An 18,535-nucleotide genomic window follows, 5' to 3' on the forward strand; every position below is an offset into this window, starting at 1 on the left:
GGGTGACCACCCGGGCGGCTCCGTAGCCGCCCAATAATCTGATAAATCAGACTGTACAACGATCTGCCGCGCGGCACCCGCCCTGCGGCGCAGTCTGCCGCTTCGATGGAGATCGCGTCACAGGAGCACCCCACGGCGCGCGTCCACCCCAACCGCACCCCGGAGGAACGATGACCACGGCCCGCGGGCTCCACGCCCACGTGCTCGAGACCCTCGGGCAGCGCATCGCCGACGGGGTCCTGCCCGCCGGCACGGTCGTCCGACCGGAGCTCGTCGCGGGCGAGTTCGGCGTGTCCCGGTCCGTCGTGCGCGAGGCCCTGCGCGTCCTGCAGTCCCTCGGCCTCGTCGAGCCACGGCAGCGTGTCGGCACCCAGGTGCTCCCCCTGACCTCGTGGGAGCTCCTCGCGCCGACCGTCATCCGGTGGCGCGGCGCCTCACCCGCCTACTTCGTGCAGCAGCGGGAGCTCCTCGAACTCCGACTCGGCGTGGAACCCGTGGCGGCGGCGCTCGTCGCGGGCGCGGCGGGCCCGGGTCCGTCGGGCGAGGCGGTCCTGCTCGCCGCCCGGGACATGCTCGACGCCTGCGGACGCGAGGACAGCCACGCCTACCTCGAGGCCGACGTGCGCTTCCACCGCGCGCTGCTGACCGGGTCGGGCAACGCCGTCTTCACCCACTTCGCGGGCACCGTCGAGGCACTGCTGCGGACCCGGACCTCGGAGTCGCGCGACACCATCTCCCGCTGGACCCGCGACGCCGCCGTCCGGCACGAGGCGGTCGCGCTGGCGGTCGTCGCGGGGGACGCCGCCGCGGCTGGGGAGGCAGCGACGGCGCTGCTGCGCGTCACGCGCGACGAGTTCATCGCCGAGGCGCCGGGCACCTGACGGGCGCGCTGGTGCGCTGGTGCAGGCACGCGCACCCAGCGGAACCGGGCGTACCTGGCAGAACCGGGCACACCGGGCGGAACCGGGCACACCGGGCGGTACCGGGCGTACCTGACGTTCCCGAAGCACCAGGTACGCCCGGAACGACCAGGCATCGCACGCGTGATGGGAAGGAACGGGCGGACGGGAGGCTCGTGGCGGGTCCGCCACGCGCCTCCCGTCCGGCGCAGCCCCGCATCCACCGTCGCCCCGCCTCGGCCACCGAGCTCGCCCCGCGCGGGACGCGACGCGGCGCGAGACGCCGCCCGAGCGGCGAGACGCCGCGATCCAGACGGCGTCTCGTGCACACCGGTGGGGTCTCGGGGCGACGCCGGCGTCTCGTGCACACCGGTGGGGTCTCGGGGCGACGCCGGCGTCTTGCGGCAGCGGCGGCGACGGGCACCTCACACGCCCACGCCGGCGCCCGGCGCGCGCGCGTCAGCGCCGCGCGCGGGCGAACAGCCGCGGCCCGCGCAGGCGGAGCCGCATCGTCACCGTGCCGAGCCACCGGTCGTACTTGAAGCCGACCTTGCCCATGCGACCGACCTCCTCGAAGCCGAGCCGCTCGTGCAGGCGGATCGAGGCCTCGGCCTGCCGGTCGGCGATCACGGCGATGACCTCGCGGACGCCGGCGGCGCGGCACTCCTCGAGCAGTGCCTCCATGAGCGCCCGTCCGAGCCCCTTGCCGCCCGACGCGGCACCGAGGTAGATCGAGTCCTCGACGACGTGGTTCGACCGGTCGCGGGGGTTCCAGGGGTCGACCAGGGCGTACCCGAGGATCTGCCCCGACGGGTTCTCCGCGACGAGGAACGGCAGCCCGCGGCGACGGACCTCGTCGTAGCGCTGCTTCCACCGGGCGAAGGTGAAGGCCGACGGGTCGAACGTCACCGACGAGTTCCGGACGTAGTGCGTGTGGATCTCACGGACGTCGGGCAGGTCCCGCGGTTCTGCGGCCCGGATCGTGTACGAGAACGACGCCTCGGCGGGCACGGGCGCGCGCAGGTGTCGCGGCAGGACACGGCGGCGCTGGTATTCCTCCTCGAGCACGGTCCGAGCCTACGGGGTGCGGTCCGGCCGGGGACGCTGCGCCGCGGACGATCAGGCGGCGACGTTCAGGCGGGGAGCGTCCAGTCGACCGGGTCCGCGCCCTGGTCGCGGAGCAACGCGTCGACCTGCGAGAACGGCCTGCTGCCGAAGAAGCCCCGGGACGCGCTGAGCGGTGACGGGTGTGCGGACGCCACCACCGGGGTGTCGCCGAGCAGCGGGCGGACCGACGCGGCCTGCGCGCCCCACAGCACGGCGACCAGGGGCTTCCGCCGGGCGACGAGCGCTCGGACGGCCTGGTCGGTGACGGCCTCCCAGCCCTTGCCGCGGTGGCTGCCGGCGGCACCGGCCTCGACGGTCAGCACCCGGTTGAGCAGCAGGACGCCCTGCTCCGACCACGCCCGCAGGTCGCCGTGCTGCGGCGGGGTCACGCCGAGGTCGTCGTGGAGCTCGCGGTAGATGTTCGCCAGGCTCCGCGGGACGGGCCGCACGTGCGGGTCGACCGCGAAGGACAGCCCGATCGGGTGACCGGGGGTCGGGTACGGGTCCTGGCCCACGACGAGCACCTTCACGTCGTCGAAGGGCTGCGTGAAGGCACGCAGGACGACGTCGCCGGCGGGCAGGTAGTGACGACCGGCGGCGACCTCGTCCCGGAGCCAGTCCCCCATCCGGTGCACGTCGTCCTCCACCGGCGCGAGGGCCTCGGCCCACCCGGGGTCCACCAGGTCCCGCAGCGGGTGCGGCCGCACGGGGCTCAGGCGCCCATGGTCGCGACGGAGACGGACTCGTCGCCGGCGACCACGCGCCAGACGCTGCCCGTCCCGCGGACCTCGAGCGCACCCTCGCCGACGACCAGCGCGGTGTCCTCGTCGATCGCGAGCCCGGCCGTGACGAACTCGGCCTCGGCCGCGGCGATCAGCCGGGCGAGCGTGCCGGCCTGCACGGCGTGCACGTCGATCGTCAGGTCGACGAGCCCGAGCCCCTCACGGAGCTCCACCTCGTCCAGGCCCTCGGACGACTCCTCCGGGCAGACCTCGACGCCGCCGATGCGCCAGCCGCCGACGAGTGCGCGGTCGGCCGCGACCATCGCGCCGGCCGAGAAGCCGAGGTACGGCAGCCCGTCGGAGGCCAGGAGCCGGATCTGGTCGACGAGCGGCTGGATCGCGTCGAGGTAGGCCGGGGTGACCCCGCCGCCGATCACGAGCGCGTCCACGTCGCTGAGGACGGTGGTTGTGAAGACCTCGCCCGCTGCGACCTCGGTCACCAGGACCTCGGCCTGCCGCGCGCCGCCGAGCACCTCGGCGATGTCCGGGGTCGACGACGGCGTGGCTCCGGTCGGACCGGTCACGGAGAGCAGGGCGATGCGGGGCACGCTCCGGCCGACGGCCGCGGAACGCGCGGTGGCCTCGGCCAGGAACGGTGCGGCGACGTCCGCCGCGACGAGGGGACCCCCGCCGACGAGGTGGATGCTCACGACTCGGCCGTCACCGGGGCGAGGGCGCTCCACGGGAAGGTGATCCACCCGTCGACACGACGCCAGACGTGGTCGGGCTCGAGCACGGTGCCGGGCTTCGAGTACAGGCATGCGCTCCGGACGTCCGCACCGGCGTTCCGGATGATGTCGACCACCAGGCGCAGGGTGCGACCGGAGTCGGACACGTCGTCGACGACCAGGACGCGCTTGCCCGACAGGCTCGGCGCGTCGAGGGCGGGCGACAGGATGACGGGCTCGTCCAGGCGCTGCTCGACGTCGGTGTAGAACTCGACGTTGATCGAGCCGCACTCCTTCGTACCGAGCGCGTAGGCCACGGCTCCGGCGATGATCAGTCCGCCGCGTGCGACCGCGACGACGACCTCCGGCTCGAAGCCGGACGACAGGACGTCCTTGGCGAGCAGCCGTGCCGCATCGCCGAACTCCAGCCAACCGAGCACCTCGGGCCCGCTCGTCACGGTCACGGTCGAGGGCGCCTGCTCGGCGTGCCCGGGTTCGCTGCTGATCGGCATCTGCCCACGGTACCGGCAGGGAGCCGCCCGCCGCGACCCGTGCGCCGACACCGCGCGCGCCGGGGTCGGTGCGCAGCCTCGACCGCGTGGGCCGGGAGCGGGCGACCGGCCCGCAGCGCGTCAGCTCCTGGGCGTCAGCGGCCCGCGGGCGAGCTTGTGCTGCGCGGACTGCGCGACCGGCCGCACCGTCACCAGGTCGAGGTTGACGTGCGCCGGCAGCTCGACCGCGTGCACGATCGCCTCGGCGACGTCCTCGGCGACGAGCGGGTCCGGCACGTCCGCGTACACCGCGTCGGCCTTCGCACGGTCGCCCCGGAACCGCGTCAACGCGAACTCGTCGGTCTTGACCAGTCCGGGAGCGATCTCGACCACGCGCAGCGGCTCGCCGTTCAGCTCGAGCCGCAGGGCGCCGACCAGCGCGTGCTCGGCGAACTTCGCGGCGTTGTACCCGCCGCCGTTCTCGTACGCCACGTGCCCCGCCGTGCTCGTGACCGTCACGACGTCCGCGACCCCCGCCGTGGCCGCACGACGCCGGAGCTGCGGGAGCAGGGCGGCCGTGACGCGCTTCGTACCGATGACGTTCACCTCGAACATCGCGCGCCAGTCCTCGACGTCGGACTCCTCGACGCTCGCGGAGCCGAGGGCACCACCGGCGTTGTTCACGAGCACGTCCGCGCCGCCGAGTCCGTCCACCCGTGCGGCGAGCGCCGCGACCGCGTCGGCGTCGGTCACGTCGGCGACCAGGAACGAGGCGCCGGTCTCCGCGGCGAGCGCCTCGAGCTTCTCCTGACGCCGGGCGACGGCGAGCACCTGCCAGCCGTGCTCGCGGAACAGCCGGACGGTCGCCGCGCCGATGCCCGAGCTCGCGCCGGTGACGACGGCGAGACGGTCGTCCGCGCGTCGGTCGGCGGTACCGGACCGCCCGGTGTCGGGACGCTCGGTGTCGGGACGTGCTGCCATGGAGTCCTCCTGGTGGTCGGGCCACCACCGTACCGAGGACGACGGACCGCGATCGGGTAGCGTGACCGGCCATGACGACGGACGCCGCTCCCCCAGCGCCCTCGGTCCCGACGACGCCGCTCGAGCCGGGCCGGTCGCCGGGACGGATCCCGATGTGGGACACCGCTCGGTTCGTCGCCGTCACGCTCGTGGTGATCGGGCACGCGATCCAGCGGCAGACGGCCGGCAGCGAGCACGCCCTGGCGCTCTACACGTTCATCTACGCGTTCCACATGCCGGCGTTCGGCGTGATCAGCGGGTACTTCTCGTCCGCCGCGACGCCGACGGCCGAGCGGATGCGCCGCACCTTCACGGACATCGTGGTGCCGTACATCGTCATGCAGACGATCTGGACGGTGGTGCAGGCCGTCGTCGAGGGCGGCAAGGAGTTCAACCCGACGAAGCCGACGTGGACGCTGTGGTTCCTGCTGGCCCTGGGGATCTTCCGGCTGATCCTGCCGTACCTGGCGATCCTGCGGTGGCCACTCCTCTGGGCCGTCGTGCTGAGCGTCGGCGTCGGGTACCTCGACAACGTGGACTCGACCTTCTCGCTCGGTCGGGCCATCAGCCTGCTGCCGTTCTTCCTGCTCGGGTGGCAGGTGAAGCGGTGGGGCGTGTTCGACCGCTGGTACGAGGCACCCCGCCGGGTCGTGGTCCGCATCCGCGCGGCCGCGGTCGGGGTGTTCGCGTCGTGGGCGGTCGCGTGCCTGCTGTTCATCCCGCAGTTCAAGGGCTTCGACCTGCACCACTGGTTCTTCTACGACGACTCGTACTCGGGGCTCGGCGAGGACGCCTGGTGGGCGGGCGGCGTCCGGCTCGGCCTGGTGCTGCTCGCCACCGTGCTGACGGCGTCGTTCCTGCTGCTCGTGCCGCGCCGGACGGTGTGGATCACCCGGTTCGGGGCAGCGACGATGTCCGTCTACCTGCTGCACACGTTCGTGCTCTACCCGATCCGCGAGTCCGGGATCCTGGCCGGGGAGCACTCGGCGTGGCCGTACGTGCTGCTCATGGTCGTCGTGGCCTGCGCGGTGAGCCTGTTCCTCGCCCAGCCGTTCGTGCGCCGCGGCATGCGGTGGCTGCTCGAGCCGAAGGTCGACTGGCTGTTCCGTCGCGAGCCCGTCGAGCGCTGAGGGGCGACTCGCCCCGGGGTCAGCGGCCGAGTGCCCGGAGCGCGACGACGACCTCGTCGAGGAAGTCGTCCACCTCGTCCTGGTCGTAGCCCTCCTGCCACTTCGTCGCGCGGAAGCGGACGGCGGCCACCTCCTCCGGTGTGATCGTCCGGTCCCCGGGCACCGGGCGTCCGCCCCGCTCGGCGGCGGTGAGGGTCGACTGCACCCGGTCCAGCAGGTCGTCGACGTCGTCCTGCGAGTACCCCCTGCGGAACTTCGTCGGCTGGAACCGCTTCTCCGCCACGTCCTGAGCGCGCACGACGCTCCCCCTCTCGTCCCGTCCGATCCTGCCAGTCCTCGCACGCCGCGTCCGGGACCGCCGACAGCGGCCGGGAGGCGCGACCCCACCCCGCCGCGCCGCCTCCGTCGGTCGGCCGGTCGCGTCGGCGCCGCCGGGCGCGCGGTGCTCGCGCGTTACGTCGCGAGGCGGCCCCGCTGGTGCCCGCCCCGCCACCTGCGTAGCGTGACGGTCGTCGCGACGACGCCCCGGGCCTCCCGGCCGGACCGCCGCGACCCGTTGACGGACCGGACCCGACAGGAGCCCCGATGAGCACGAACGACGCAGCCGCCTGGCGGTTCGAGACCACGCAGGTGCACGCCGGCGCACAGCCGGACCCGACCACCGGGGCGCGGGCCACGCCGATCTACAAGACGACGTCGTACGTGTTCGAGAACTCGGACCATGCCCGCGACCTGTTCGCGCTGGCGCAGCCCGGCAACATCTACTCGCGGATCATGAACCCGACGAACGACGTCGTCGAGCAGCGCATCGCCGCGCTCGAGGGCGGCACGGGCGCGCTGCTGGTGTCCAGCGGACAGGCGGCCGAGACCTACGCCGTGCTGAACATCGCCGGGGCCGGCGACCACATCGTGTCGTCGTCGTCGATCTACGGCGGCACGTACAACCTGTTCAAGTACACGCTGGCGAAGCTCGGCATCGAGACGACCTTCGTCGAGGACCAGGACGATCTCGAGGAGTGGCGCCGCGCCGTCCGCCCGAACACGAAGCTGTTCTTCGCCGAGACGATCGGCAACCCGCGGATCAACGTGCTCGACATCGCGGGCGTCAGCAGCGTCGCGCACGAGGCCGGCCTGCCGCTCATCGTCGACAACACGATCGCGACGCCGTTCCTGATCCGCCCGTTCGAGCACGGCGCCGACGTCGTGGTGCACTCGGCGACGAAGTTCCTCGGCGGCCACGGCACCGTGATCGGTGGCGTGATCGTCGACGGCGGCCGGTTCGCCTGGTCGGAGCACGCCGACGGCTTCCCCGAGTTCAACTCCCCCGACCCGTCGTACCACGGCGCGGTGTTCGCCCAGGCCGTCGGCAACGAGCTCGCGTACGTCGTCAAGGCGCGGGTGCAGCTGCTCCGCGACCTCGGCGCGTCGAACTCGGCGGACACGGCCTTCGCGCTGCTCCAGGGCATCGAGACGCTGTCGCTGCGCATGGAGCGGCACGTGTCGAACGCGCAGGAGATCGCGGAGTGGCTCGACCGGCACCCGGAGGTGGCGTCGGTGTCCTACGCCGGCCTGCCGACGTCGCCCTGGTACGCCGCGGCGAACAAGTACGCGCCGCGCGGGGTCGGAGCGGTGCTGTCGTTCGAGCTCAAGGGCGGGGTGCCGGCCGGCAAGGCGTTCGTGGACGAGCTGCAGCTGTTCTCGCACCTGGCCAACATCGGCGACGTGCGCTCGCTCGTCATCCACCCGGCGTCGACCACGCACTCGCAGCTCACGCCCGAGCAGCAGCTGACCACCGGGGTCACCCCGGGGCTCGTGCGGCTCTCGGTCGGCATCGAGAACGTCGAGGACCTGCGTGCGGACCTCGAGGCGGGGCTCGCGGCGGCGCGGGCCGTTTCGCAGGAGGGCCAGCGCGCCGAGCGCCCCGCCCGCTGAGCCTGCCCTCCCGTCCTCCCGTCCGCCCCCAGAACGCAACGTCGACGACTGCTCGCAGTGCTGTCCCGCTGCGAGCAGTCGCCGACGTTGCGTGGCACGGAGCGGGGAGGGCCGGCCACGCGCCCGAGGTGACGTAACACGGCGATGGCGGGGCGCGCCTCCCGGCAGACTGGACACGATGGACTGGCAGACGATCCCCGAGGACTCGGTCCCGTCCACCCTCGTGCCCGGGACCGAACTCGGCACGCTCGGCAAGCCGCCGGTGACCGGTGCCTGGCGACCCGGCGACCACCCCGGTGCCCGGCAGTTCGCCGCGCTCGGCGAGCAGTGGGTGCGCGGCGGCCGCATCCCCTCCGTCCGCGTGGCCTACGAGACGTGGGGCGAGCTGAACGGCGCGCGCGACAACGCCGTGTTGCTCCTGCACGCGATGACCGGCGACTCGCACGTCGCCGGTCCCGCCGGCCCGGGCCACCGCACGGCGGGCTGGTGGGGCGACGTCGTGGGACCGGGCCTGGCGATCGACACCGACCGGTGGTTCGTCGTCGCACCGAACATGCTCGGCGGGTGCCAGGGCACGACCGGTCCCTCGTCGGTCGCGCCCGACGGTGTCGAGTGGGGCTCGCGCTTCCCGTTCGTGACCGTGCGCGACCAGGTAACCGTACAGGCCCAGCTCGCCGACACGCTCGGCATCGACGTCTTCGCCGCCGTCGTCGGCGGATCGATGGGCGGGATGCACGCGCTCGAGTTCGCCGTGGCGCACCCGTCGCGGGTCGCCCGGCTCGCCGTCCTGGCGTCGACCGCGCAGACGACGGCCGACCAGATCGCGGCGAACTCGCTGCAGCGTGCGGCGATCCAGACCGACCCCGCGTACAACGGCGGCGACTACTACGAGGCCGATGCCGGCGAGGGACCGCACCGCGGCCTGTCGCTCGCCCGGCGGATGGCGCTCATGACCTACCGCGCCCCCGACGAGCTCAACGGCCGGTTCGCCCGGTCGTGGCAGAGCGACGTCTCCCCGCTCGGCGACGACGGCCGTTTCTCGGTGGAGAGCTACCTCGACTTCCACGGCAACCGGTTCACGCGGCGGTTCGACGCCTCGTCGTACGTGGCACTGACGCACGCGATGGACTCCCACGACGTCGGAGCCGGTCGCGGGGGTGTGTCGGCGGCGCTGGCGTCGGTGACCGCCAGGACGCTCGTCGTCGGGGTGTCCAGCGACCGGTTGTTCCCACTCGAGGACCAGCACCGGATCGCGGCGGGGATCCGCGACACGCTGGACGGCGACCGTGCGGCGGTGCTCGACAGCGAGTTCGGGCACGACGGCTTCCTCATCGAGCACGAGGCGGTCGGGGCGCACCTGCGCCGGCTGCTCGACTGACCGGACGCGGGCCCGCCGCCGCCCGCCGCCGCCCGGTCACGTGCCCGCCGCTGCCCGGTTGTCTGCCAGCCGCCGAGGCGCCCGGCGGACCGATCTGTCCACACGGGCGCGCCGAACACCCCCCAACGGGTGGCCTGCGTGGAATGATGGCGGCGGGTCTCCCGCCCACAGGGTCTCCGGCGAACCACCGGACCCGACCGAACCGACGTCACCACCAGGACACCGATGGACTTCATCGCACAGGAACGCGACCGCTTGCTGCGGTCGACGACCCGTGTCGTCGGCGTCACCTGCGCACTGGTCTCGGTCGTCGGCATCGTCGCCTCGCTCGCGGTGCCGCTCGTCCCGCTGCTCGGCGCACTCGCCTGCATCGCCGTGCTCATCGCCGCGCTGCTCGTCTTCGGGACGAACGGCTCGACGTGGTGGACGGCCCTCGCGCTCGCGTCCGGCCTCGGCGCACTCGCCCTGCTGCTGTTCGGGTCCGACCCCGACGTCCGCGCGGTCGTCGCGAGCGCCGTGGTCCCGCTGGCGGCCGGATCGTTGTCCGCCCCGCTGATGGCGCAGCGCGGCGCCCCCGTCGGCCTCGCGATGACGATCGTCGCGGGGGTGCTAGCCGTCAGCGCCGTCGTGTGGGCGTCCGGTGGTCCGCTCTCGGGGCCGACCGCCGGAGTCGTCCTCGGCTGGGTGCTCGTCGCCGTGGTGGCGGTGTGGATCGCCCGGAGCATCCCGCGCGTGGCCCGCCGCATCCAGAGCATCGGCACGGCTCACCGCGCGGAACGACAGGCCAGCGAGACCGAGGCGCAGCGCCGCCAGGGAGCCCGCCTGCTGCACGACACGGTGCTCGCGACCCTCACCCTCCTGGCGCATTCCGGGGTCGGCGTGTCCGAACAGGCCATGCGTGAGCAGGCCGCCGAGGACGCCCGGCTCCTCCGCCACCTCCGACTCGGGGCCACCCCGCAGCCGCAGCAGTCCGGCGACTACTCGCTCACCCGCGTCGAGGAGTCCCCGCTCGGCCAGACGCTCGAGTCGGTGAAGCAGCGCTTCGGCCGGATGGGGCTCGAGGTCAGCTGGCACGGCACCGGGCAGGTCCTGCTGCCGTCGAACGTCCTCGACGCGTTCCTGCTCGCGCTCGGCGAGTGCCTCGAGAACGTCCGCCGCCACGCGGGGGTCGGCGAGGCCCACGTCACGATCGTCCACGACCAGGAGACCGTCCGCGCGATGGTGACCGACGCCGGTGTCGGGTTCGACCTCGAGGCGGTGAGCGCCGAACGCCTCGGCTTCAAGGAGAGCGTCGTCAACCGGCTCCGCGAGGTCGGCGGCGACGCCAAGCTGTTCTCCGCCCCGGGCTCGGGCACCACCGTCGTCCTGGAGGCTCCACGATGACCCGCCTCCCCGAGGACACCATCAGCCGCGGGCTGCCCGGCGAGACGGTGCAGCCCGCACCCCGCACCCGCCGGGAGGCCCGCGAGCGCTACCGGGGCAGCGAGCGACGGCAGGCCCGCGGGCTCCCCTCCACGTCGACCGGTGCGCGATCGCTCCGGCAGGCGGCCAAGCCCGGCGCGTCGCTCGGAGCCGGCTACCTCGGTCTCGGTGCCGCGGTCCTCACCGCGATCGAGGCCGTCGCGGGCATCGTCTTCTTCCTCGTCCGGCTGCCCGACTACTCTGACCCGTGGCTGCCCGCAGCCGCCTGGGCGCTCTACCTCGTCGCCGCGATCGGTGTCGGGCTCAGCCTGATGACCTACGGCGAGCGACTCACGGGGACCGCGTTCGCCCTGATCTGCGCGGTGCTGGCGTGCGTCGTGACGCTCGACTTCGTCGGGATCTTCCCGGACCACGACATCGCACACACCGCCAGCGCCTCCGTCGCCGCCGGGTTCGCCCTGCTCCCGGTGGCCACACTGCGCCCCGCCCGCGAGGTCGCCGCCGCCATCACGGTGCTCGGCCTCGGCTTCGCCGTGATGGCGCTCGTGTCCACGCCGATCACCCCGGCGACCCTGCCGGGCATCGTCTCGCTGCTGGCGCTGGTCGTGGTCCCGCCGTCGATCGCCCTGTTCGTGGTGCACCGCTTCCGCCAGCTCGTCCAGCGCGAGCTCGACCGGGTGCTCGTACAGAGCAACGTCCAGGCACCGCAGTTCGCCGTCGGCATGCTCGCCTCCGACGAGCTCGCCCGGCTCGACCTGGCTGCCGAGAAGCTCCTCGACGCCGTCGCGAACGGCTCGGACCCGCTGCCGCTCTCGGACGCCTCGGCGTCGGTCGCCGCCTCGCTCGCGACGGAGCTCCGCCTGCACCTCATCGAGGGGCGCCGCGAGACCTGGCTGTACCACGCGATCACGGAGTCGGACCACCTCGGTCGCTCGGTGAGCGTGGCCGACCCGCAGTCCCTCGCCGGCCACCTGAGCCCTGCCCAGCGGGACGGTCTGCTCCAGGCCCTGTGGCAGATGGTGGGTGACGGCCGCCCGGCGCAGCCCGGTGTCCCCGTCGTCTCGGTGACGCTCGGCCCGATCGGCTCCGACGGACACCCCGTCTCCGACGAGCGCATGGACGTCCCGATCGTGTTCGAGTCCCGCGGGGTACCCCGACGTCGACTCGGCCCGACCGCCTGGAGCGCCCTCCAGCGCATCGGCCCGTACACCGAGACGTTCCGTGACGGCGTGCTCCGGGTCGTCTCGCACTGCGTCGTCGACCGACACCCGTCGATGTAGTCGCGCGCGACCCGCCGGACACCCGGCCCACCTCCCCAGCCCGGACGGTCCCGACACCTAGGATCGGCGTGCACCGCCTTCGAGAAAGGACGCCTGATGGCGACTCCAGAGGAACCGATCCGACTCGCACTGGTCGACGACCACCGGATGCTGCTCGGCGCACTGACGGAGTGGATCCGCAGCGCCGCCGACGACATCACGCTCGTCGCCGCCGTCACGACCTGGCCGGAGCTCCTCACGAGCCCGGCGTTCCCGGTCGACGTCGTGCTGCTCGACCTGGACCTCAAGGACTCCATCCCGGTCTCGCTGAAGATCTCGACGCTCAAGACCGCCGGCGTGAAGACCGTCGTGATGAGCACCTACTCGGAGCCGAACGTCGTCCGCGAAGCCCTCGGTTCCGGTGCCCTCGGCTACCTCGTGAAGAGCGAGGACGCGAACATGATCGTCGAGGCGATCCGCGCGGCGCAGCGCGGTGAGCAGTACGTCTCCGCCGAGCTCGACCTGGCCATCAACAGCGGCGACGTCGGCGGCGTGCCGAAGCTCAGCGCGCAGGAGCGCCGCGTGATGGCGCTGTACGGCGGTGGCGAACCGGTGAAGAGCGTCGCGTACCAGCTCGGCATCTCCGAGGAGACGGCGAAGAGCTACCTCAAGCGCATCCGCGAGAAGTACCGCGTGGCGGGCTTCGACGTCGGCACGAAGGTCGCGCTGCGGAAGCGCGCGATCACCGACGGCATCATCGTGCAGGACGGCAGCCCGGTCGGGCTCTGACCGCACCACACGACGGACGGGAGGCCCGTGGCGACACCGCCACGGGCCTCCCGTCCGTCGTGTGGGCGCGTCGTCGTCGCGGGTCGGGCTCTTGATCCGTCAGTGCGCCGCGACCCCTCCGCGAAAGCGACAGGCTCCCGCGGACGATCCACGGAAGCCTGTCGCTCTCCCGGTGTCGCTGATCGCCGTACGGCCGCTGGAGCCGCGCTCGGCGGGCCCCAGCGGAGCGTCGGCGCATGCAACTGCGTCGGCACGGCAAGATGTGCTCGTGTCCGATCTCACTCGCCCGCGCGCAGCAGCCCGTCGCGCACGTGGGGTCGGACGGCACGCGCGCCGCTCCACGGGTCGACGTCCCCTCGTGCTCACCGTCCTGGCGCTGGCGACGTACGTCGTCCTGCTCGTGCTCGTGATCGGGACGGCCACCGTGGCGGTGTCGCGCTACTCCGGGCGCGACGAGCCGGTGCACTGGGGCAGCTTCCGTCTGACCGAGCCCGACTGTTCACGGGACCGGAGCGGGAAGGTGTCCTGCCTCTGGTACGGCACGTGGACTCCGGACGACGGGTCGCGTCCGATCCGCGACGTCCAGTACGACGGAGGATCCCTGGACCCGGAGGACCCACCCGTCGGGGACGTCCGGACCGGCTACCGCGACAGCGACCTGCTCGACGCCGAGCCGGGCACCGTGTGGAACGCAGACGACATCGACTCGACCTGGGTCACCCCCGCCATCGTCGCCGGGGTATGCGCCCTGCTGCTGACGTTCCTGGTCTTCGACTGGGGCGATGCCGGACGACTGCGACGGTGGTGGCAGCGTCGCAGGGCGGAGTCCGGACGGTGATCGGGCAGCGATCCCGATGGACGCGAGCGGCGCCTCGCCCGGGCACGGCGGTGTGTCAGGCCGTCGGCACCGGCGCAGTGATCGGTCCGGTCGACGGCGATGGCGACCGCAGCGCGGCGCGACGGTCCGTCCGCCGCTCGACGCCGTAGCTGACCATCGTCACGAGCAGGCCGAGCAGTGCCAGGACGATGCCGAGCCACGCCGGGGCGAGGAACCCGAAGCCGGCGGCGATGACCGCCCCGCCGAGTGCTGCGCCGAGCGAGTTGCCGATGTTGAACGCCGAGTGGTTCAGGGCTGCGGCGATCGTTCGGGCGTCGCCGGCGACGTCCATGAGGCGCGACTGGACGGCCGGCGGGATCGCCGACGAGGTCGCCCCGAGCAGGAACGCACCGAGGAACACGCCCCACACCCACTGCGCCGTGAAGACCGTCACGAGGAGCGCACCGATGAGCGCGAGCATGCCGATGTAGATCGTGCGCTTGACGCTGTGGTCGGCCAGGTGCCCGCCGAGCACCCCACCGACGACCATGCCGAGACCGACGACCACGAGCACGAGCGGCACGGCGGACTCGGGCAGCCCGGTGACGTTCTGCACGAGTGGCGAGATGTACGAGTAGACGGCGAAGAACCCGCCGAAACCCACGGCCCCGAGGCCCATCACGATCCAGAGCTGCGGCGAGCGGAACGCCCGGAGCTCGCGTCCGATGGTCGCGTGCTCGTCGGCGGCGCTGCGCGGGACGAACGCTGCAACGGCCAGGAAGGTCAGGGCGAACAGCAGCGAGACCACGCCGTAGGCGATGCGCCAACCGGCGTTCTGCCCGATCCAGGTGATCGCGGGCACACCGACCACGTTGGCGATCGACAGGCCGAGCATCACCATCGCGATGCCCTTGCCACGCTTGCCCGGGCCCATGATCTCGCCGGCGACGATGGAGGCGATGCCGAAGTAGGCACCGTGGGGCAGACCGGCGACGAAGCGCGCGACGAGCACGAGCCCGAAGTTCGGCAGGACCGCGCTCGCGACCGTGGCGACCACGAAGCCGACGAGCAGCACGAGGATCAGACCCTTGCGCGGGAACGTGGCGGAGACCGCCGCGATCGTCGGCGCCCCGACCACCACGCCGAGGGCGTAGGCGCTGACGAGCCAACCGGCGTGCGCGACCCCGGCGGCGGGATCAGCCGCGTACTGCGCGGGCAGCAGCGCTTCGGCGATGTTCGGCAGCAACCCCATCGCGACGAACTCGGTGGACCCGATGGCGAAGCCACCGAGGGCGAGGGCGATGAGGGCGAACGCGCGCTGCGTCGGCGTGGTGAGCGTCATGCGACCTGTCTGGATCGGGAGGGGCGTTGATTGGGCGAGGGCCGGTGGTCCCGACGCGCGCCAGGACCTCGGCCGGGCCGTCACGTCTCAGTGAGCACCGGAGCGGTCCCGCTGCTCTCGGACTGCGCACGGCGGTGGTGCAGCAGCCGCACGGCGGCGGGATCAGCGGCGGGGTCGGTCCGTGTTCGGCGTCGAACGTCCCGAGCGCACCTGCAGTGGCCCGGTCCCAGCAGTGTAGACCGCTCCAAACGACCGACGGAAGACGCCGGTCCGAATCGATTCGACATCGGCGCAGGACGGCCGACTGGCGATCAGGGCGTCGCCACGATGGGCGGACCTCAGGCCGCGCGGCGCTCCTCGTCCACGGACCCGGCCGACACGGGCTCGGGCAGCTCGTCGCGGTGGACCCACCCGGACCCGCACTCGGTGCAGCTCGCCCAGGCGTTGCCGCCCTGCTCGTCGCTGTCGATGACGACCGTCTGCAGGTCGCAGTCGGGGCACCAGCCGTCGTGCATCATCACGCGCTCCTCGTCGTCGTCCGGTCCAGCTCGAACCGCCGTTGCGGCTCGACGGCTCCCATGAGACACCCGACCACCGACAACACCGGGAGCCGCTCGGCGTGTCCTGCAGCTCCCAGCGGGAGTACGATGGCGGCATGGGGTGGTGGATCGTGACCGGTGTCGTCCTGCTCGCGGCGGTCGGGCTGTGGCTGTGGATGCACCACCTGACCGACCTCGGTTCCCGCTCGCGGCAGTACGAGGGCAGCGACCCCGAGATCGCCGAGGCGCTCCGGCAGGCCGAGCGCGACCGCAACGCCGGCCGCATGTACCCCTGAGGACGGTCGCCTAGTCGCCGAGTGCCGCCTCGAGCCGCTCGAGCTTCCCGTCGATCTCCCCGGTGTGCCCGGGGCGGATGTCGGCCTTGAGCACGAGCGACACCCGCGTGCCGTGGGCGCCGACGGCTTCGGTCGCGCGCTTGACGACGTCCATGACCTCGTCCCACTCCCCCTCGATCTCGGTGAACATCGACGAGGTGCGGTTCGGCAGCCCGGACTCGCGGACGACCCGCACCGCTGCGGCGACCGCGTCGTGCACGGACCCGTCCGACGATGCCGAGGGACCACCGGACGGAGCGACGGAGAACGCGACGATCATGCGTCCATCCTGCCCCGGTCGACTCCCCCGTGCACTGGCGGCTCGACCGTCGACGCCGAAGGACGCCCGGACGGACGCGCAGCCGGGGGACGCACCGCCGGACCGCCGGGCGCCGGGACCGACGACCGCCGGGCGAGCCGCACCAGCACGACGACCGCCCACACGAGCACGACGACCTCGAGCACGTTCCGCACCGTGAGCACGGACACCATCCACGGGCGCACCGCGAGCAGCTGGTCGTAGAACCCCGGGTATATGACCTGCGTCAGCAGCGCCAGGGGCAGCAGCCCGATCGCGACCGGCAGGAAGCGCCGTGCGCTCGGGTACCCGGCGACGAGTCCCCACACGACGGGGACCGCGTACCACCCTACGTACTGCGGCGACCCGACCTTGTTCACCGCGATCAGCGTCGCGACGAACAGCAGTGCGAGGACCGGCGCCACCTCGGTCCGTCGGGCGCCCCGCCGGACCGCGAGCAGCGCGAGGAGCACGCCGCCGGTCACGAGCAGCGCCATCAGCGGCGTCGACAGGGCCGCGGCCGCGTGGGTGCCCGCGCCGGACACCTCGAACGTCAGGATCTCGCGGTCGTAGTACACCGCCGCTCCGGGCACTCCGAGCGCCGCAGCCCACATGAAGGGCGTCGCGAGCGGCGCCTCGATCTGCAGTGCCCGGTCGCTCTGCTCGCCCACGAAGGACAGCAGGTGCGACGCTCCCCCGTAGAGCACGTCGACGAGCACGATCAGCCCGGTCACGACGAGGGCCCCGGTCACGACCGCACCCCGGTGTCCCCGACGCAGCAGCACGAGGACGCCGACGAGCGCAGCCGGCCACACCTTCGTCCACGCCGCAGCGGTGAAGAGCGCCGACGCGACCGCAGGGCGGGTCACGACGAAGGCGACACCGACCAGGGCGAGCGCGGTGGCCACGGTGTCGATCCGTCCGAGCGCGATCGGGCCGAGCGCGAGCAGGAACACGAGCCACCACCAGACGACCCGCACGCCGAACGCGCGGAACCGCCAGAGGAAGGCGCAGGCGACCGCATCGAGCAGCACCATGAGGGCGAGCCAGCCCGTCGCGATCGCGGCCGTACCGCCGAGCGTCGCCGCGGCCATCGGCACGAGGGCGAACACCGGGTAGACCCAGTCGGTGTCGACGCCGACCCACGAGTGGTCGATCCGCCCGACCTCGATCCACCGCCGGTAGGTGATGGTGACGTCGCCCAGCGGCTGGTTCGGCACGGTCGTGGCGAGCCACCACAGCACGGCGTGGACGAGCACGAACACCACGGCGAGCGAGACGCCCTCGACCCACCGGAACCGCTGCTGCACCGTGCGAGCGTAGCGGGCGGACCCACAGGCTCCCCTGAGGAGGACGTGTCACCGTTCCCGGGTGAGTCCCGATCCCCGCCGTCGCCACGCCACCCGCACGCCCCTCGTCTGGGCCGGGATCGTCCTGCTCGTCGCGGTGCTCGCCGTCGTCGGTGTCGCCGTCGGCACGAACGTCTACACATCGGGCGAGAACGCGAAGGCTTCGGCCGCACCCTCCGTCGCTGCGAGTCGGACTCCCTCCACGCTCGACACGGCCGACCTCGCCGGCGACTGGACGGTGGGCGGGGACTCCGTGGCCGGGTACCGCGTTCACGAGGTCCTCAACGGCTCCGACGTCACCGTGACGGGCCGGACCGACAGCGTCACCGGTTCCGCGCGGGTCGAGGGGACGTCGATCACCGAGGCGACCGTGACGGTGCAGGTCGCCGACATCGCGACCGACTCCGCACAGCGCGACTCGTACTTCCGCGACTCCGCCCTCGACGTCTCGGCCTTCCCGCAGGCGACGTTCACCCTCACCGAGCCGGTCGCCGACGCGGTCCCGAGCGGCTCCGGCACGACCGAGGTCCGAGCCGACGGCGAGCTCACGCTGCACGGCGTCACGAAGACGGTCCGGGCGGACCTGCAGATCGGGCTCGACGGCGACGGCGTCGCGATCTCCGGCACGGTCCCGATCACGTTCTCGGACTTCGGGGTGCAGGCCCCCGACCTCGGCTTCGTCAAGGTGGACGACGCCGGCGCCGTCGAGTTCCTGGTGCACGCGACGCCCGCGTCCTGACGCGGCGGGAACGGCCCTCACGTCCTGACGCGACCCCGCACCGGACGGGAGGCGCGCGGTCGGCCCGCCCCGCGCCTCCCGTCCGCCATCGGTCACGTCCACGACGTCACGCGCGTCGATCGACACGCGTCACGCCGGAAGACGCCCCCGCACGGGATGCGGGCGCACACTGCGACACCCCACGCGTCGATCGACGGGTGCCTCGTCGCAGACCCGCACACGCAGCCGACGGCCGGCCC

Annotated in this window: 19 protein-coding genes and 2 pseudogenes; 10 read left to right on the forward strand and 11 right to left on the reverse strand. The window is 73.0% G+C overall.

Features of this window, described 5'->3' with window-relative positions:
• The first annotated feature begins 170 nt into the window (after nt 1-170).
• A complete protein-coding gene (locus LCG91_RS09300) occupies nt 171-881 on the forward strand; it encodes a FadR/GntR family transcriptional regulator (RefSeq protein ID WP_224441210.1) in 711 nt (236 codons plus the stop codon).
• A 477-nt stretch (nt 882-1,358) separates the two neighbouring features.
• Here the strand turns inward: LCG91_RS09300 and LCG91_RS09305 are convergent, their stop codons facing one another.
• The 5 genes from LCG91_RS09305 to LCG91_RS09325 all read right to left on the reverse strand — a co-directional run bounded on the left by LCG91_RS09305 (nt 1,359) and on the right by LCG91_RS09325 (nt 4,928).
• Nucleotides 1,359-1,967, reverse strand: a complete 609-nt coding sequence (locus LCG91_RS09305; protein ID WP_058729872.1) for a GNAT family N-acetyltransferase — start codon at nt 1,965-1,967, stop codon at nt 1,359-1,361.
• Nucleotides 1,968-2,032: 65 nt separating this feature from the next.
• Nucleotides 2,033-2,713: a uracil-DNA glycosylase gene (locus LCG91_RS09310; protein WP_224441211.1), complete on the reverse strand. Its 681-nt coding sequence runs from the start codon at nt 2,711-2,713 to the stop codon at nt 2,033-2,035.
• A gap of 5 nt (nt 2,714-2,718) precedes the next feature.
• Entirely contained in the window at nt 2,719-3,438 is a 720-nt protein-coding gene (locus LCG91_RS09315) for a Type 1 glutamine amidotransferase-like domain-containing protein (protein WP_224441212.1), read from the reverse strand.
• Nucleotides 3,435-3,968: a phosphoribosyltransferase gene (locus LCG91_RS09320; protein WP_174234737.1), complete on the reverse strand. Its 534-nt coding sequence runs from the start codon at nt 3,966-3,968 to the stop codon at nt 3,435-3,437. Before LCG91_RS09320 ends, LCG91_RS09315 begins: the two co-directional genes overlap by 4 nt.
• Nucleotides 3,969-4,088: 120 nt before the next feature.
• Nucleotides 4,089-4,928 (reverse strand): SDR family oxidoreductase, encoded by an 840-nt coding sequence (locus tag LCG91_RS09325; protein WP_082687613.1) that lies wholly within the window; start codon nt 4,926-4,928, stop codon nt 4,089-4,091.
• Between the two features lie 71 nt (nt 4,929-4,999).
• Here LCG91_RS09325 and LCG91_RS09330 point away from each other — a divergent pair, with 71 nt between their 5' ends.
• Complete coding sequence (locus LCG91_RS09330; RefSeq protein ID WP_224441213.1) at nt 5,000-6,097, forward strand: acyltransferase family protein; 1,098 nt, start codon at nt 5,000-5,002, stop codon at nt 6,095-6,097.
• A 22-nt stretch (nt 6,098-6,119) separates the two neighbouring features.
• Here LCG91_RS09330 and LCG91_RS09335 read toward each other — a convergent pair.
• Both LCG91_RS09335 and LCG91_RS16510 read right to left on the reverse strand, forming a co-directional pair.
• Nucleotides 6,120-6,242, reverse strand: a pseudogene (locus LCG91_RS09335) (DivIVA domain-containing protein); the annotation flags it as partial.
• 66 nt (nt 6,243-6,308) lie between these two features.
• A pseudogene (locus LCG91_RS16510) lies at nt 6,309-6,743 on the reverse strand (DivIVA domain-containing protein); the annotation flags it as partial.
• Here LCG91_RS16510 and LCG91_RS09345 point away from each other — a divergent pair.
• From LCG91_RS09345 to LCG91_RS09370, 6 genes are all read left to right on the forward strand, one after another.
• Complete coding sequence (locus LCG91_RS09345; protein ID WP_224441214.1) at nt 6,683-8,029, forward strand: bifunctional o-acetylhomoserine/o-acetylserine sulfhydrylase; 1,347 nt, start codon at nt 6,683-6,685, stop codon at nt 8,027-8,029. The pseudogene LCG91_RS16510 and the gene LCG91_RS09345 sit on opposite strands and share 61 nt — an antisense overlap.
• A 178-nt stretch (nt 8,030-8,207) precedes the next feature.
• Nucleotides 8,208-9,407: a homoserine O-acetyltransferase MetX gene (metX, locus tag LCG91_RS09350; RefSeq protein WP_224441215.1), complete on the forward strand. Its 1,200-nt coding sequence runs from the start codon at nt 8,208-8,210 to the stop codon at nt 9,405-9,407.
• Nucleotides 9,408-9,632: 225 nt separating this feature from the next.
• Nucleotides 9,633-10,790, forward strand: coding sequence for a sensor histidine kinase (locus LCG91_RS09355; protein WP_224441216.1), 1,158 nt, complete (start codon nt 9,633-9,635; stop codon nt 10,788-10,790).
• Nucleotides 10,787-12,109 (forward strand): hypothetical protein, encoded by a 1,323-nt coding sequence (locus tag LCG91_RS09360; protein WP_224441217.1) that lies wholly within the window; start codon nt 10,787-10,789, stop codon nt 12,107-12,109. Before LCG91_RS09355 ends, LCG91_RS09360 begins: the two co-directional genes overlap by 4 nt.
• 96 nt (nt 12,110-12,205) lie before the next feature.
• Nucleotides 12,206-12,877: a response regulator gene (locus tag LCG91_RS09365; RefSeq protein ID WP_058729881.1), complete on the forward strand. Its 672-nt coding sequence runs from the start codon at nt 12,206-12,208 to the stop codon at nt 12,875-12,877.
• Between the two features lie 268 nt (nt 12,878-13,145).
• Complete coding sequence (locus LCG91_RS09370; RefSeq protein ID WP_224441218.1) at nt 13,146-13,715, forward strand: hypothetical protein; 570 nt, start codon at nt 13,146-13,148, stop codon at nt 13,713-13,715.
• Nucleotides 13,716-13,770: 55 nt separating this feature from the next.
• Here the strand turns inward: LCG91_RS09370 and LCG91_RS09375 are convergent, their stop codons facing one another.
• Nucleotides 13,771-15,036 (reverse strand): MFS transporter, encoded by a 1,266-nt coding sequence (locus LCG91_RS09375; protein WP_058750003.1) that lies wholly within the window; start codon nt 15,034-15,036, stop codon nt 13,771-13,773.
• A gap of 338 nt (nt 15,037-15,374) precedes the next feature.
• Complete coding sequence (locus tag LCG91_RS09380; protein WP_058729884.1) at nt 15,375-15,554, reverse strand: hypothetical protein; 180 nt, start codon at nt 15,552-15,554, stop codon at nt 15,375-15,377.
• 137 nt (nt 15,555-15,691) lie between these two features.
• On the opposite strand from LCG91_RS09380, the gene LCG91_RS09385 reads away from it, so the two are divergent.
• Nucleotides 15,692-15,871, forward strand: a complete 180-nt coding sequence (locus LCG91_RS09385) for a hypothetical protein (protein WP_137767535.1) — start codon at nt 15,692-15,694, stop codon at nt 15,869-15,871.
• A gap of 10 nt (nt 15,872-15,881) precedes the next feature.
• Here the strand turns inward: LCG91_RS09385 and LCG91_RS09390 are convergent, their stop codons facing one another.
• Together LCG91_RS09390 and LCG91_RS09395 are read right to left on the reverse strand one after the other, a co-directional pair.
• The gene (locus tag LCG91_RS09390) at nt 15,882-16,190 is read right to left on the reverse strand and encodes an MTH1187 family thiamine-binding protein (RefSeq protein ID WP_058750006.1); all 309 of its coding nucleotides are present in this window, start codon (nt 16,188-16,190) and stop codon (nt 15,882-15,884) included.
• Nucleotides 16,187-17,518 carry a DUF2029 domain-containing protein gene (locus tag LCG91_RS09395; protein ID WP_224441219.1) on the reverse strand — a complete coding sequence of 444 codons (1,332 nt, stop codon included), beginning with the start codon at nt 17,516-17,518 and terminating at the stop codon, nt 16,187-16,189. Before LCG91_RS09395 ends, LCG91_RS09390 begins: the two co-directional genes overlap by 4 nt.
• A gap of 61 nt (nt 17,519-17,579) precedes the next feature.
• Here LCG91_RS09395 and LCG91_RS09400 point away from each other — a divergent pair, with 61 nt between their 5' ends.
• Nucleotides 17,580-18,296 carry a YceI family protein gene (locus tag LCG91_RS09400; RefSeq protein WP_224441220.1) on the forward strand — a complete coding sequence of 239 codons (717 nt, stop codon included), beginning with the start codon at nt 17,580-17,582 and terminating at the stop codon, nt 18,294-18,296.
• The last annotated feature ends 239 nt before the right edge of the window (nt 18,297-18,535 follow it).

Source organism: Curtobacterium sp. TXMA1 (genome assembly GCF_020162095.1).
Lineage (GTDB): Bacteria > Actinomycetota > Actinomycetes > Actinomycetales > Microbacteriaceae > Curtobacterium.

Bases quoted from the DNA above. Each gene is read 5' to 3' on its own strand.
- LCG91_RS09355 (WP_224441216.1), top strand. From the start codon at position 9,633: ATGGACTTCATCGCACAGGAACGCGACCGCTTGCTGCGGTCGACGACC.
- LCG91_RS09385 (WP_137767535.1), top strand. From the start codon at position 15,692: ATGGGGTGGTGGATCGTGACCGGTGTCGTCCTGCTCGCGGCGGTCGGG.
- LCG91_RS09360 (WP_224441217.1), top strand. From the start codon at position 10,787: ATGACCCGCCTCCCCGAGGACACCATCAGCCGCGGGCTGCCCGGCGAG.
- LCG91_RS09380 (WP_058729884.1), bottom strand. From the start codon at position 15,554: ATGATGCACGACGGCTGGTGCCCCGACTGCGACCTGCAGACGGTCGTC.
- metX (WP_224441215.1), top strand. From the start codon at position 8,208: ATGGACTGGCAGACGATCCCCGAGGACTCGGTCCCGTCCACCCTCGTG.
- LCG91_RS09375 (WP_058750003.1), bottom strand. From the start codon at position 15,036: ATGACGCTCACCACGCCGACGCAGCGCGCGTTCGCCCTCATCGCCCTC.
- LCG91_RS09345 (WP_224441214.1), top strand. From the start codon at position 6,683: ATGAGCACGAACGACGCAGCCGCCTGGCGGTTCGAGACCACGCAGGTG.
- LCG91_RS09300 (WP_224441210.1), top strand. From the start codon at position 171: ATGACCACGGCCCGCGGGCTCCACGCCCACGTGCTCGAGACCCTCGGG.
- LCG91_RS09320 (WP_174234737.1), bottom strand. From the start codon at position 3,968: ATGCCGATCAGCAGCGAACCCGGGCACGCCGAGCAGGCGCCCTCGACC.
- LCG91_RS09365 (WP_058729881.1), top strand. From the start codon at position 12,206: ATGGCGACTCCAGAGGAACCGATCCGACTCGCACTGGTCGACGACCAC.
- LCG91_RS09390 (WP_058750006.1), bottom strand. From the start codon at position 16,190: ATGATCGTCGCGTTCTCCGTCGCTCCGTCCGGTGGTCCCTCGGCATCG.
- LCG91_RS09330 (WP_224441213.1), top strand. From the start codon at position 5,000: ATGACGACGGACGCCGCTCCCCCAGCGCCCTCGGTCCCGACGACGCCG.
- LCG91_RS09325 (WP_082687613.1), bottom strand. From the start codon at position 4,928: ATGGCAGCACGTCCCGACACCGAGCGTCCCGACACCGGGCGGTCCGGT.